This window comes from Agrobacterium tumefaciens (assembly GCF_013318015.2).
In the GTDB taxonomy this organism is placed as follows: domain Bacteria; phylum Pseudomonadota; class Alphaproteobacteria; order Rhizobiales; family Rhizobiaceae; genus Agrobacterium; species Agrobacterium tumefaciens.
In genome coordinates this window covers 1,253,634-1,266,970 of record NZ_CP115842.1, presented here as the reverse complement: position 1 = coordinate 1,266,970, position 13,337 = coordinate 1,253,634, and the positions used below count along the sequence as shown (strand labels likewise).

The following is a 13,337-nucleotide window of genomic DNA, read 5'->3' as shown; positions in this document are numbered from 1 at the left end:
CGCCGAGGAGATTTGCGGGAAAGCGGGTTCCGAGCTCAAAAAGGGCAAGCCACCAGGGAGGAAAATCAATGGCTTTCAGAAAGATGCTTCTGGCATCGGCCGCTGTCGCATGCGCAGCTTTGCCGATCACCGCTCACGCCGACACCTCGGCTAAAAAAATCGCGCTTTCGAACAATTACGCGGGCAATTCCTGGCGTCAGGCAATGCTGACGAGCTGGGACAAGATCACCAAGCAGGCGGTTGCAGACAAGCAGGTCGCTGCCGCTGACGCCTTCACGACAGCCGAAAATCAGGCGACCGAACAGGCGGCGCAGATCCAGAACCTCATTCTTCAGGGTTACGACGCCATCGTCATCAACGCCGCCTCGCCCACCGCTCTTAACGGTGCCGTGAAGGAAGCCTGCGACGCCGGCATTACCGTCGTCTCGTTCGATGGCATCGTCACCGAGCCTTGCGCCTGGCGCATCGCCGTAGACTTCAAGGCCATGGGCGCAAGCCAGATCGACTATCTCGCCAAGGCGATGCCGAAGGGTGGCAACCTGCTCGAAATCCGCGGCCTCGCGGGCGTTTCGGTGGACGATGAAATCCATGCCGGCATCGTCGACGCCGTCGCCAAGAACCCGCAGTTCAAGATTGTCGGTTCGGTCAATGGCGACTGGGCGCAGGACGTCGCACAGCGCGCCGTCGCCGGAATTCTGCCTAGCCTTCCCGAAGTTGCGGCAGTCGTGACGCAGGGCGGCGACGGTTACGGCGCGGCACAGGCTTTCGCCGCCGCCAAGCGCCCGACACCCACCATCGTCATGGGCAACCGCGAAGACGAGTTGCAATGGTGGAAGCAGCAGAAGGATGCCAGCGGCTACGAGACCATGTCGGTCTCCATCGCCCCCGGCGTTTCCACGCTCGCTTTCTGGGTGGCGCAGCAAATCCTCGACGGCAAGGATGTCAAAAAGGATTTGACCGTACCTTTCCTGCGCATCGATCAGGGCAATCTTGAGGAAAACCTCAAGAACACCCAGAAGGGCGGCGTCGCGAATGTGGAATATTCACAGGAAGACGCCCAGAAGGCCATCGCCTCCGCCAAATAGGCCGGACAATTTCCGGACGGAAGCGATTGCGGCGCTCCCTGAACGGGCGCCGCAACTGCTACCTATATTATCCAAGTTTCAGATCACTGGCGTGAATGCTCATGAATGACATCATCGAGGCGGAAGAAGTCGTTGCCGCGCGCGGCGTGAAGGTCGTGTTCGGCGCGGTAAGAGCGCTTGATGGGGCCGATCTCGTCATCCGTTCGGGCGAATGCCTGGGGCTCGTCGGCCATAACGGTGCGGGAAAATCCACCATCGTCAACGTCATCAATGGCGGGCTGACGCCGCATGAGGGGTCCATTTCCTATCGCGGCGAACAAGGCCGTCAAGGCATCGCGGCAGCACGCGCCAGCGGCGTTCGCTGCGTGTTTCAGGAATTGTCGCTCTGCCCGAACCTGACGATCAGCGAAAACGTCCGCATCATGCATGCCGCGATGAACGGGCGGAACTGGCGCGGACGTGCGCTCACCATGATCCAGCATACGCTGGACGAGATTTTTCCCGGCCACGGTATCGATTGCGAATTGACGATCGCGGAACTCTCCATCGCCGAGCGGCAGATGGTAGAAATCGCCATCAATTTCTGTCGAACCCCGGATGCGCCGAGACTGGTGATCCTCGATGAACCGACTTCCTCGCTCGATGCCGGTCTTGCGGAACAATTGATGGATTATGTTCGCAGTTTCGTGCGCACCGGCGGCTCCGTGCTGCTGATCTCGCATATTCTCGGCGAGATTCTGTCGACAGCAACCCGCATCGTGGTGATGAAGGACGGCCGAGTGGTCGCTGATCGGGCAGCGGGCGAGTTCACGACGCGCACGCTGGTGGAAGCCATGGGCAGCGTCGTCAAGGAACAGGACAGGCAAAAGGGCGAAAACCGCAAGGCGGGAGAGAAGGTGCTTTCGATGCCGGCGCGCCGGGGCGAAGGCCTCGCCTTCGAGGCTTTCCGCGGTGAGATCATCGGCCTTGCCGGTCTCGGCGGCCACGGCCAGACCGAAGCGCTGCTCGATCTATACCTTGCCCGCAACAGCAGCTGGCTGCCTGCGCGCAAGACCGACATCGCCTTTGTGGCGGGTGATCGCAGTCTGAACGGCACCTTCCCGCTGTGGAGCATCCTCAAAAACCTTTCCATCGCCTCGCTGCGGGATATTTCATCCGCCGGCATGGTGGACAGGGGCAAGGAAACCGAGCTTGGCGCGCAGTGGAAAAAGCGCATCGAAATTCGCACGCCCGACATGGGCAACAAAATCCTTTCGCTCTCCGGCGGCAACCAGCAGAAGGTGCTTTTCGCCCGTGCGCTCGCCACCACGGCCAGCACCGTGCTGATGGACGACCCGATGCGCGGCGTCGATATCGGCACCAAACAGGAGGTCTACGATATCTTGAGAACCGAAGCCTCCCACGGCCGCACCTTCATCTGGTACTCCACCGAGATGGATGAAATCCGCCTTTGCGACCGGGTCTATGTTTTCCGCGACGGCGCCATTCAGGCGGAGCTGGTGGGAGAGGACATCACCGAACAGAATGTGCTGGCCGCTTCCTTTTCCGGAGAGGACCACGCATGAAACTCTCCGCCAGTGCCCTTCGTCTCATCATTCCCGCCGCCTCGCTCGCCTTCCTGCTCGCCGCCGTCTTTTACATGCAGCCGCGCGCCATGAGCTATAACGGACTCAACTTGCTGTTCAATCTGGCGGTGCCGATTGCACTTGCCACCATTGCGCAGATGCTGATCATGTCCGTCAACGATCTCGATCTGTCGATGGGTACCTTCGTCAGTTTCTGCGCCTGCGTCACCGCCACCTTCCTGCAAACGACGCCACTGCTCGGTATCGCGATCTTCGCCGGTGCGATTGCGGTTTATGCGATGCTGGGCGCCATCATCCACATCCGCGCCCTGCCCTCAATCGTCGTCACGCTTGGCATGAGCTTTGTCTGGGGCGGCCTTGCCGTCCTCATCCTCCCCTCACCCGGCGGCCAGGCGCCAGCCTTCATCCGGGCGCTGATGACGGCAAAACCGCCGCTCGTGCCAATTGCCATCGTTGCCAGCATCGTGATTGCGGTCGTTGCCCACTACATCGTCATGCGCTCCTCCTTCGGCGTGCTGATGCGCGGCGTCGGCGGTAACTTCCGCTCCGTCGAGCGCTCCGGCTGGTCGGTCATCGGCATACGTGCTGCCACCTTCGCGCTGGCCGGTTTCTTCGCGGTGTTGTCGGGCATAGCGCTCGTCGGGCTGACGACATCGGCAGATGCCAATATCGCGCTTCGCTACACGCTGCTGTCGATTGCCGGCGTTATTCTGGGCGGCGGCGAATTCGTCGGCGGTCGGGTCTCGCCCATCGGTGCTGTCATCGGCGCGCTGACGCTCACCCTTGCCGGCTCGTTCCTGTCCTTCATGCGCATTTCGCCGGACTGGCAGATCGGCGCGCAAGGGGCGATCCTCATCATCGTGCTGGCGCTCCGCATCCTGCTCAACCGTCTCGAAAAGCGGGAGAAAAACCAATGAACGGGCTTTCGTCTCTCTCGAAAAAACCATGGATATGGTCGTTCGCCGCAACGGCTGCAGTCTGGATCGTTACCGTCATGTTCACCGGCGGCGCCAGCTCCTTCGGCCTGTCGCACGCAGCCCTGACCTTCGCGGCCTTTTCCGTGATCGTCGGTATCGGCCAGATGTTCGTCATCACGCTCGGGCCGGGTAATATCGACCTCTGCGTTCCCGCCACGATGACGCTATCAGGCACGCTGGCGCTCAAATTCATGGATGTGTCCGATGGTCTCATCCTGCCGGGATTGCTGATCGCCATCCTGATCGGCATCGCCATCGGCATCGGCAACTATACGTTGATCAAGCTTCTGCGCATCCCACCGATCATCGCGACGCTTTCGATGAGCTTCATCGTGCAGTCCATCGCCATCTGGTCCAACCGCGGCCTGCGGATCAAGCCGCCGGAAACACTGGCCACCTTTGCCACGTCGAGCTCTCTCGGCATTCCGAATGTTGCCCTCGTCGCCCTTGTCCTCTCGGTCATCGCCTGGCTGCTGCTCGACCGCACCTTTTACGGACGCTGGATTTCCGCCATCGGCCAGAGCACTTTCGCCGCCCGCATGACCGGCATTCCGGTGGATGGAGCACGCTTCGTCACCTATGTGCTCTGCGCGGTACTGGCGGCGATCGCGGGTTATCTACTCGCCAGCTTCTCCGGCGGCGCAGCACTCAACATGGGATCGGAATATCTGCTGATGTCCATCGCCGTGGTGGTGATCGGCGGCACGGCGGTTGCGGGCGGCGATTCCAACGTACCCGGTATCTGGGGCGCTTCGCTGTTCATGTTCCTGGTGGTCTCGATGCTGAACACCTATGGTTTCGGCGCGGGCATCCGCCTCATCCTCACCGGCCTCATCATCATTTCCGTCATTCTTCTGGCAAGCGGCCCCAAGGCCACACGCTGAACCCCGAACGAAAAGCCCTCAAGCGGACCACGCTCATGACCACAGACAACGCCTCCCCTTACGAAATTCACGATGAACGCTTCCGCCTTCTGATTGTCGGCAATGCGGAACTGGAAGAGCTTTATTCCGGCTGCCGCTGGGCGGAAGGCCCGGTGTGGTTTTCCGATCTGAGCTGCCTGGTGTTCAGCGACATTCCCAATGAGCGCATGTTGCGCTGGGTGCCGGATGGCGGGATTTCGGTATTCCGCCAACCCTCCAACTTCACCAATGGCAATACGCGCGACCGGCAGGGACGGCTGGTTTCCTGCGAACATGGCGGCCGTCGCGTCACCCGAACCGAAGTCGACGGCTCGATCACCGTTCTTGCCGACAGCTACGGCGGCAAGCGGCTGAACTCGCCTAATGACGTGGTGGTGAAATCCGATGGCAGCGTCTGGTTCACCGACCCCACTTACGGCATTCTTTCCGATTATGAGGGCTACAAGGCGGAACCCGAACAGAAGACGCGCAATGTTTACCGGCTCGATCCCGCAACCGGTGAAATCAAGATCGCCATCGATGACTTCGTGCAGCCGAACGGCCTTGCTTTCTCGCCTGATGAAACCAAGCTCTATGTCGCAGACAGTTCCTACAGCCATGATGTATCCCGCCCACGCCATATCCGCGTTTTCGATGTCGTGGACGGCGTGAAGCTCACAAACGGCCGGGAATTCTGCAATCTCGACAATGGCTTGCCTGATGGATTCCGTCTGGATACAGCGGGCAATCTCTGGACCAGTGCCGGCGATGGCGTCCACTGCTTCTCGCCTGACGGTACGCTGCTTGGCAAGATCAAGGTGCCGCAGACCGTCGCAAACCTCACCTTCGGCGGCCCGAAGAAAAACCGCCTGTTCATCACCGCAACGAAATCGCTCTATTCGGTCTACGTCGCCGCAACCGGCGCGCAGACGCCGTGAGACGCTGAAAAACCAGAGGGCGTGTAGCAGACGGGAACTGGCAAGACGGCTTCGCTGCGCTATAAAAGCGGGATGAACGATGATTCCAGCCCCTTCCTGACCGACGACATGGCACTGGATGGCGAAACGCAGGCCATCGAACCCACCAGCCGCATGCTGTCATGGGCGCGCAATTCCGCTCTCTACCGGCTGGAACAGCGCATGATGACGGAAAAGCAGCTGCGCGATGCGATCACCCGCAAGGCGCGGGAAAAATTCGAGGATATCAGCCCCGCTCAGATAAAGGCGCTTGGCGAATTCGCCGTGACCTTCGCCTATGGCATAAAGGCGCTCGACGATACGGCTTATGCAGAAATTGCCGTGCGAAGTGGCCAGCGCAGCGGCAAGTCGAAGCGCGGGCTTGCGCAAAAACTTCAGATCAAGGGCATTGATCGGGAAACGGCCGCAGTCGCACTGCAGGAAACCAACGATCTGGTGGCGGCCGTCATCTTTGCGCGCAAGCGCGCCTTCGGCCCCTTTCGCCGTGTCGAGCTTGATGAAAAACGCAAGTCGAAGGAATTTTCCGCATTCGCCCGCAACGGCTTCGGCTTCGAAATCGGCGCGAAGGTGATGGCGATGACGGTGGAAGAGGCAGAAGAGATCGTTTCGGAAGCACCGCTTTAAGGGTTATTGCGGCATCGGATGCGTTTTCAGATAGGCGATCAGATCGGCAATATCCGTTTCGCTCCACAGCCCGAAAAAGCGCATCGAGGTTCCAGGGATCGCCTTTTTTGGGCTCGAGATAAAACTTTGCAGCTCCTCCTCCGTCCACACCCGACCCGCGGCACCGGCATCCTTCAGCGCCTGCGAATAATGGCCGTAATCAGCTACGGAGGCTATCGGCCTGCCCACCACGCCCATCAGATGCGGTCCCATGCGGGTGCGCGGCGCATCGATGGTGTGGCAGGTGGAACAGCGGCTGAAAACTTTTTCCCCGTGCACCGCATCGCCTTCGGCCAATGCCGGCGCAGCAATGCAGAGGAAAAAAGCCATTGAAGCCGGAAGCGTTCTGAATGCCGAGATCATCATGCCCCGCATAATACAACGCCCTCTCCGTCTGACAACGAAGAGGGCGTTTTTTGACATGCGACAGAATGCCCGGCGTTATAAGCCGGGCAGTACGTCGATGATCAGTTCATCGCAGTGAGCGTCACGGATGTACCGGTTGCGGCGAGGTTGAGGCCAACCTGACCCGTCACGCTGACCGTCTGAAGCTGGATGGAGCCCGAGGTGCCGCCAACGAGGATGTTGGTGCCAACGCCGAGGCCAACGGTTACTTCAGCCGTGGCGCCCTGATAAAGGCCACCGAGCGAACCACGGTGGTAACCCGCTGTCGGGGCGAAAACGGCCCAGACCAGACGGCCCTGCGTGGTGAAGCCAAGGTCAACGCCCATCTTGCGGATGGCGCCGGTGTAATGATCGGTGCGACGCGCGCCCATGGTGGACTGGAAGGTGCAATCCAGTTCCTTGGCCGAGCCGATTACGTAACCGACGCCACCGCCGATATCGCAGGTGAGGTAACCGATCTTGACGCCATTGCGTTCGTCCTGCTCCTGCGGAGCCGGCTCATATCTTGCAAGGTCGGCAGCGAGTGCGGACACGGTTCCACCGAGACCCATCGTCAATGCGGCAAAAGTTACGGCAACAGCCTTTTTCATCTGATTTTCTCCTGTTTTATTCCTACCCGCAGCAGCCCTTCTTGCCCTCTCCGGATATTGAATTCCGCACTGTTAACGTTTGTTCCCCGAAATCGATCCAAAACAACTGAATTGGGTGCAAGGAAAGCAAAACGGTTAACAATGTCTACTGGCGGTAGGATGCCATTAAGACATTGTTAGGGCGGGAAACGCCTGTCGAATTCCTGTTAAAGGCGAGTACTTCAGGGCGTTGTTTTGCTGCAACGATGTCAAAGCGGCAGTGCTACGGGAAAGCCGGTCGCAGCATGGGTCATGACATCCATACGGACGCCATAGATACGCTCCAGCGTTTCCGGCGTCATGATTTCTTTCGGCGTTCCCCTTGCGATAAGCCTACCGGAATGCAGTGCGACGATCTCATCGCAGAACCGCGCCGCCATGTTGACATCGTGCAGCACCACGATGACGCCGAGACCCTTTTCCCGCGACAGTCTTTGCACCAGCGAGAGAACCTCGAGCTGGTGTGCCATGTCGAGCGCCGATATGGGTTCGTCGAGAAGCAGGCTTTCGGCGTTCTGGGCAACCAGCATGGCCAGCCACACGCGCTGGCGCTCCCCGCCGGAAAGCGTGTCCACCAGCCGGTCCCTGAAGGCCACGGTGTCGGTCAGCTCGATAGCCTCGTCCACCCTCTCCTGATCCGCCTTGGTGAATTGGCCGAGCGCGCCGTGCCAGGGGTAACGGCCAAGCGCCACCAGTTCCTTGGCCAGCATGCCGGAGGCAGCAGGCGTATATTGCGGAAGATAGGCGAGCTTTCGCGCAAATTCGCGGTTGCCCCAGCTCCCTAGCGGCTGCCCCTCGAACGACACCTTGCCCGCCGTCGGCTCCTGCATGCGCGCGAGTATCTTGAGCAGCGTCGATTTTCCCGAACCGTTATGGCCGATAAGACCGATGGTCTTGCCGGTCGCAAAGCTTGCAGTCAGCGGATGCAGCAATGTCCTCCCCGGAACCTCCATCGTTACCGCTTCCAGAGAGAAAAGCGGGATATCGTCGTAATCCACGGCAGGTGCGGCCTGACCCATTGTTCTCATCTCCGTAAATCGTTCAGAAAAATCATCATCGCCTGCCTGAAAGCCAGATCAGATAGGGCGCACCGGCCAGAGCCGCAAAAAGCCCAAGCGGCAACTCGTAAGGAAAGGTCACGGTTCTTGCCCCGAGATCAGAAAGCGCCATCAGCACCGCACCGAACAGGAACGATGCAAACAGGTGGTCGCGCGGTGTGGTGAAACCGGCCCGAAGCGCAATGTGCGGTGCCATCAACCCGACGAAGCTCAGCGGACCGACCAGCAGTGAGGCCGCACCGGTGGCAATGCCGGCCACGGCGATGACTGCAATACGCGCCGTAGCGAGCGGCAGACCTAGTGAGAGCGGCACATCCCGGCCAAGCGGCAGGATCACCAGCCAGCGCGTCACCGACAGGGCAGCGGCCAGGAGCACGACGGAAAGCACCGCAAGAAAGATCGCCGAAGCTGATGTCGCCGTCGAACCCGAGCCGCTGAGCCAGGAGAGAATTTGCCAGGCCCGCTGATCACCAATGGCAAGCAGTGCCGAAAGTACCGCCGAGCAGAGCGAACTGATGGCAATGCCGGCGAGCAGTATTTTTTCAGGCGCCAGATGCCGGCGCACCGAAAAGAACAGAACAAGCATCATGACGGCTGCCGAGCCGAGGCCGGCGCCGCAAAATAGTTCGAACAGCCCGGCGGCCGGAAAGAGCGTGATGGCGGCGGCAAAACCAAGACCCGCGCCACCGCTGACGCCGATCACCTCCGGGCTTGCCATGGGATTTCCGGTCAGCCGCTGCAGAAGCGCGCCCGCCATCGCCAATAAACCACCGGCAGCACAAGCCGCCATCAACCGCGGCCAACGAAAGGGCAGAAGGCTTTGCAGGTCGCCAGCTTTCAGCACCGCCCAGCCCTCCGGCCCCTTGCCGATGGCGAGGGCTGCAAAAACCAGCCCGGCCATGATGACAAGCACCGGCAGCAGGGAGGCAAGCCTGCGTCTGATCGCGAGATCGCCGCCCTCATTGCGATGGATATTCGTAGGCGGGATTTTCGGCAGCAGCCAAAGCAGCAAAGGCCCGCCGATGAGAGCCGTGACCGCACCCGTCGGAAACACTTCCGCTGTCGTACTCGCCAGAAGCTGCACGAGACCGTCGCAGAACCAGAGCAGCAGACCGCCCAGAAGTGGTGAAACGAACAGCACGGAGGATGCACGTCGCACACCCAGCGCACGGGTAAGCGCAGGTGCTGCAAGTCCGATAAAACTGACGAGACCGACGGCGGCGGCGACGAATGCCGCCAGCATCACGGCGACGGCAGCCACCGCCAGCCTGATCGAAAAGAGCGATACGCCGAGCGATCGCGCACTGGAATCGCCGAGACCCAGAACCGTCAATGGCCTTATCAGCAGCCCGGTGAGAACGAGACCAGCGAGAAGTTGGGCGGCAAGCACAAACGCATTCGACCAGTCCTGCTGGCTGAGCGAACCGCCATTCCAGACCACAAGCGACATCAGATATTCGCCTCGTGCAAGCGTCAGCGCGGCGGCAACGGAAGCGGCGGTGATGCCGACCAGCAGTCCGGACACCACCATGGTGACGGGCTCGAAGGACCGCCGCCAGCCGAGAAGAAACACCACGGAGGCCGCAGCAGTACCGCCGGCGAGCGCCACCCATGCGCGGTTGCCATCCAGCACCGAGGGGAAGAAAAGAGTCGCGATGACGATTGCCAGCTGGGCGCCGGCAGAGATGCCAAGGGTGGAGGGGTCGGCAATCGGATTGCGCAGCAATTTCTGGAAAAGCGCACCCGACAATCCCAGCATCGCCCCCGCCAGAATGGCAACCGCCACACGCGGCATCAGGCTGAAGGCGAAAATGACCTGATCCATCGACATGGACGCAGCATCGAACGGCAGGCCGGGCCAAGCGCCGAGGGGTAACCGCAGCAATCCGGCATGCAGGGAAAGCCCGCAGGCCAGAAGAAAGACGAGGCCGAAGAAAAGCTGGAGAGGCCGTGCCGTCACAATGCCTCTCCGTGGGTTGCCAGAGCCTCGGTCAAAAGCCGCGCAAAACGCATGGCTGCGGTGATACCGCCATAGGGGCTGACATTACCGAGGGTGACCACCCGGTTTTCCCGCACGGCCGGAAGCGCACGCCAGATGGCACTGTTGCGCAGAGTTTCCCGCGCCTCCACCGGAATATCGGAGACGATGACGATGCGCGCATCGGATGAGGCGGCGAGGTTTTCAAGCGGCACCGGGGCCGCGAAGGTGAATTGCGACCGATCCACCCAGGCATTGGTCAGCCCCAGACGGCCAAGAACATCCCCGAACATGCTATCCGCACCAAAGGCACGAAAATGCCGGGCGTCGCCTATGTTGATGACATAGGTCGGCCGTGCGGAAAACCCGGCAAGACGGGCCCGCATGGCGTGCAGTGCCGCTTCCGTTTCACCCAGAACCTTGCGCGCCTCTTCGGCCCGCCCGAGCTTTTCACCAAGCGCGGTGACCGCCGCCAGCGCCTTTTCGAAAGGCGGCTCACCCTTCACGTAAAAGGGCAGTGAAAAGACGGGGGCGATCGCTTCCAGCCTGCCGGTATAACGTGTGTAGAAAGGCGAAATCAGAATGAGCTCCGACCGGGTGAGCTGCAGAAGCTCGAAATTCGGAGCGCCGCGCAGGCCGAGATCGGCGACGGTTTCAGGGATATCAGGCTCGACCGCGCCGGACCGGAACTGGATGAGTTCGGTCGCCGCCACCGGCATGACGCCGAGCGCCACAGATGTTTCCAGCATGGCCCAGTCGATGGCGGCGATGCGCGGCGTCACTGCTGCCCGCGCCTTGCCCGCAAGAGCCGAGGCGGCGAGCAGGCTTAAAAATTCCCGCCGCCCCCAGAGGGGGGAAATCCATCGATCCTTACGCGTCATGCCCCTGCTGCTTCACTTTAATATGGCGTTACCAACGGTAGGTCAGCTTGCCCATAACGGTTCTGCCGTCACCGTAATAGCATCCGAAAGTGGAGCAACTAGAAATATATTCTTTATCAGTCAAGTTTTGCACCAGAAGCGAGGCGCGGTAGCCGTTCTTCTCGTAATGCACGCCGAGATCGAGCAGGGCGAGGCCCTTCATTTCGAAGGCATTGGCCGCATCGCCATAACGTTTTCCGACATAACGGACACCGCCGCCGATGCCGAAACCTTCAAGCGCCGTATCTTCCGGGAAGGTGTAGTCGAGCCAGAGGCTGGCGGCGTGCCGGGGCGTACTATCCAGCTCCTTGCCGTTGTTCACACGGCCGGAGACCTCGCTGTCCATGTAGGTATAGGCCGCCCGCAGGTCGAGCCCGTCTGCAAGGCTTGCGACGCCTTCCAGTTCGAGGCCTCTCACATGCGCCTCGTCCATCTGCTGCGTCACCCCGCCCACCGTCGTCGTGACGTTCTTCTGTTTCAGATCGTAGATCGCCGCGGAAAAGAAACCGTCAAAGCCCTCGGGCTGATATTTGATGCCCGCTTCCCATTGTTCGCCCGTGGTCGGTTTCGGCGCATCACCGACAGCCGGCTGCGGCACGGGCTCGAAGGAGGTCGCGTAGCTGACATACGGCGCGATGCCGCCATCGAAGAGATAGCTGACCCCGACACGGCCCGTCAGCTTATGGTCGTCCTTGTCGAGAGTGCGGTAGGTCGTTCCGTTGAACGTCGTGCCGCCGGTGCTTGCCCAATCCTGCCGCAGACCGGCGGTGACCCGCCAGTTCTCAAAGGCCATCTCGTCCTGCGCATAAAGACCGATCTGGGAAATATCCGTCTTCACATCGGCATAAAGCGTGCGCGAGGTGAGACTAATTGGCCCGCCATAAACAGGATTGACGGGATTGAGCGGCGTTGCGGCCCAGAATTCGGTTTTGACGTTATTGTCGAAATAGCGGTAATCCAGCCCGACAAGCAGGGTGTGGTCGACTGGTCCCGTGGAGAACTCCGCCTGCAGGCTGTTGTCGATGTTGAAGGTGTTCAGCAATTCATCCTGGAACGTCGCATTGCGGCGGATGAGATTGCCGATCATGCCGCCGCTGGTCGAAGACATGCCGAGCGCGCGGTAGGACCAGTCGAAATTGGAATAACGCGCATTCTGCCGGAAGGTGAAGGTCTCGTCGAAACGGTGCTCGAACTCATAGCCGATATTAGTGAACTTGCGGCTTGAGGTATCGAAAGAGGGATCGCCGACATAAAAGCTGCGGTCCAGCATATTGCCTGGTCTCAGATAGGTCAGCGCCGGCGGCAGGCCAGACGGCGAACTCGGATTGTCGTGCTGATAGGAGGCGAGAACCGTCAGTTTCGTATCCTCGTCGGGCTGCCATGTCAGCGCCGGGGCGATGAAATAACGATCGTTCTGCAGATTGTCCGTCTGAAGATGGGCGTTGCGGGCAAGGCCGGTCAGGCGATAGGCAAAACTGTCGCTATCCGCGACCGGCCCACCAATATCGAACATCGATTGGTAATAATCGAAGCTGCCGATCTGCGCTCCGACTTCGCCGAAACGCTCGAAAGTCGGCCGCTTGCTGATGAGATTGATGAGGCCACCGGGATTACCCTGACCGTAAAGCACCGAGGCCGGCCCGCGAATGACTTCCACCCGCTCCAGACCGTAGACCTCATAAGACGGCGCACCGGCCGTGCGCATCAGCCGCAGACTGTTGAGGAACTGCAGCTGGTTACCCTGAAAGCCGCGAATGCGCGGCGCATCGAAACGTGGATCCGCCCCAAACGGCTGCGCGACGACGCCAGGCACATAATTCAGCACCTCGCTGAGATTACGGACATTCTGCGCATCCATTTGATCCCTGGTGATGACGGAAACCGATTGCGGCGTCTCGATCAGGGATCGCCCCGTCTTGGTGGCGCTGGCGCTGGTTTTTGCCACATAGCCCTTCACCGGCGCCTTGGAGTCCTGATTTTTCGCGCCGTCCACGGTGATGGTCTGCAGCACCGTCGTTCCGGCTTCCTGCGCAAGGGCAACGCCGGAGGTCACGAACGCCACATAGGCGATGGCAGCGCAACCGCCCGCCAGAATGGAAATGTGTTTAGATTTTCCCTGCACGCCAAGACCCTTCATCAACCGCGCCGCCATGAGAC

General features: G+C 60.5%; 12 protein-coding genes. 6 read left to right on the top strand and 6 right to left on the bottom strand.

Annotation, left to right across the window (positions count from 1 at the left end; genetic code table 11):
- Positions 1-68 precede the first annotated feature (68 nt).
- The 6 genes from G6L97_RS19285 to recX all read left to right on the top strand — a co-directional run bounded on the left by G6L97_RS19285 (position 69) and on the right by recX (position 6,151).
- Entirely contained in the window at positions 69-1,085 is a 1,017-nt protein-coding gene (locus G6L97_RS19285) for an ABC transporter substrate-binding protein (protein ID WP_004431691.1), read from the top strand.
- A 101-nt stretch (positions 1,086-1,186) separates the two neighbouring features.
- Complete coding sequence (locus G6L97_RS19280) at positions 1,187-2,650, top strand: ATP-binding cassette domain-containing protein (RefSeq protein WP_113048411.1); 1,464 nt, start codon at positions 1,187-1,189, stop codon at positions 2,648-2,650.
- Positions 2,647-3,588, top strand: coding sequence for an ABC transporter permease (locus G6L97_RS19275; protein ID WP_004431684.1), 942 nt, complete (start codon positions 2,647-2,649; stop codon positions 3,586-3,588). The genes G6L97_RS19280 and G6L97_RS19275 overlap by 4 nt, the downstream gene beginning before the upstream one ends.
- Positions 3,585-4,532: an ABC transporter permease gene (locus tag G6L97_RS19270; RefSeq protein WP_004431681.1), complete on the top strand. Its 948-nt coding sequence runs from the start codon at positions 3,585-3,587 to the stop codon at positions 4,530-4,532. The genes G6L97_RS19275 and G6L97_RS19270 overlap by 4 nt, the downstream gene beginning before the upstream one ends.
- A 35-nt stretch (positions 4,533-4,567) precedes the next feature.
- Entirely contained in the window at positions 4,568-5,488 is a 921-nt protein-coding gene (locus tag G6L97_RS19265; protein ID WP_174003593.1) for an SMP-30/gluconolactonase/LRE family protein, read from the top strand.
- Between the two features lie 72 nt (positions 5,489-5,560).
- On the top strand, positions 5,561-6,151 hold the full coding sequence (recX, locus tag G6L97_RS19260) for a recombination regulator RecX (RefSeq protein ID WP_013762039.1): 591 nt from the start codon (positions 5,561-5,563) through the stop codon (positions 6,149-6,151).
- A gap of 3 nt (positions 6,152-6,154) precedes the next feature.
- Here the strand turns inward: recX and G6L97_RS19255 are convergent, their stop codons facing one another.
- From G6L97_RS19255 to G6L97_RS19230, 6 genes are all read right to left on the bottom strand, one after another.
- On the bottom strand, positions 6,155-6,565 hold the full coding sequence (locus G6L97_RS19255) for a c-type cytochrome (RefSeq protein WP_174003632.1): 411 nt from the start codon (positions 6,563-6,565) through the stop codon (positions 6,155-6,157).
- A 92-nt stretch (positions 6,566-6,657) separates the two neighbouring features.
- Positions 6,658-7,185, bottom strand: a complete 528-nt coding sequence (locus G6L97_RS19250; protein WP_004431668.1) for a DUF992 domain-containing protein — start codon at positions 7,183-7,185, stop codon at positions 6,658-6,660.
- Between the two features lie 248 nt (positions 7,186-7,433).
- Positions 7,434-8,243: an ATP-binding cassette domain-containing protein gene (locus G6L97_RS19245; protein ID WP_019566560.1), complete on the bottom strand. Its 810-nt coding sequence runs from the start codon at positions 8,241-8,243 to the stop codon at positions 7,434-7,436.
- Between the two features lie 34 nt (positions 8,244-8,277).
- A complete protein-coding gene (gene fhuB / locus G6L97_RS19240; protein ID WP_174003590.1) occupies positions 8,278-10,242 on the bottom strand; it encodes a Fe(3+)-hydroxamate ABC transporter permease FhuB in 1,965 nt (654 codons plus the stop codon).
- Positions 10,239-11,141: an iron-siderophore ABC transporter substrate-binding protein gene (locus G6L97_RS19235; protein ID WP_004431662.1), complete on the bottom strand. Its 903-nt coding sequence runs from the start codon at positions 11,139-11,141 to the stop codon at positions 10,239-10,241. Before G6L97_RS19235 ends, fhuB begins: the two co-directional genes overlap by 4 nt.
- Before the next feature lie 28 nt (positions 11,142-11,169).
- On the bottom strand, positions 11,170-13,332 hold the full coding sequence (locus tag G6L97_RS19230; protein WP_004431660.1) for a TonB-dependent siderophore receptor: 2,163 nt from the start codon (positions 13,330-13,332) through the stop codon (positions 11,170-11,172).
- Positions 13,333-13,337: the final 5 nt, after the last annotated feature.

Bases quoted from the DNA above. Each gene is read 5' to 3' on its own strand.
- G6L97_RS19285 (WP_004431691.1), top strand. From the start codon at position 69: ATGGCTTTCAGAAAGATGCTTCTGGCATCGGCCGCTGTCGCATGCGCA.
- G6L97_RS19280 (WP_113048411.1), top strand. From the start codon at position 1,187: ATGAATGACATCATCGAGGCGGAAGAAGTCGTTGCCGCGCGCGGCGTG.
- G6L97_RS19275 (WP_004431684.1), top strand. From the start codon at position 2,647: ATGAAACTCTCCGCCAGTGCCCTTCGTCTCATCATTCCCGCCGCCTCG.
- G6L97_RS19270 (WP_004431681.1), top strand. From the start codon at position 3,585: ATGAACGGGCTTTCGTCTCTCTCGAAAAAACCATGGATATGGTCGTTC.
- G6L97_RS19265 (WP_174003593.1), top strand. From the start codon at position 4,568: ATGACCACAGACAACGCCTCCCCTTACGAAATTCACGATGAACGCTTC.
- recX (WP_013762039.1), top strand. From the start codon at position 5,561: ATGAACGATGATTCCAGCCCCTTCCTGACCGACGACATGGCACTGGAT.
- G6L97_RS19255 (WP_174003632.1), bottom strand. From the start codon at position 6,565: ATGCGGGGCATGATGATCTCGGCATTCAGAACGCTTCCGGCTTCAATG.
- G6L97_RS19250 (WP_004431668.1), bottom strand. From the start codon at position 7,185: ATGAAAAAGGCTGTTGCCGTAACTTTTGCCGCATTGACGATGGGTCTC.
- G6L97_RS19245 (WP_019566560.1), bottom strand. From the start codon at position 8,243: ATGGGTCAGGCCGCACCTGCCGTGGATTACGACGATATCCCGCTTTTC.
- G6L97_RS19235 (WP_004431662.1), bottom strand. From the start codon at position 11,141: ATGACGCGTAAGGATCGATGGATTTCCCCCCTCTGGGGGCGGCGGGAA.
- G6L97_RS19230 (WP_004431660.1), bottom strand. From the start codon at position 13,332: ATGGCGGCGCGGTTGATGAAGGGTCTTGGCGTGCAGGGAAAATCTAAA.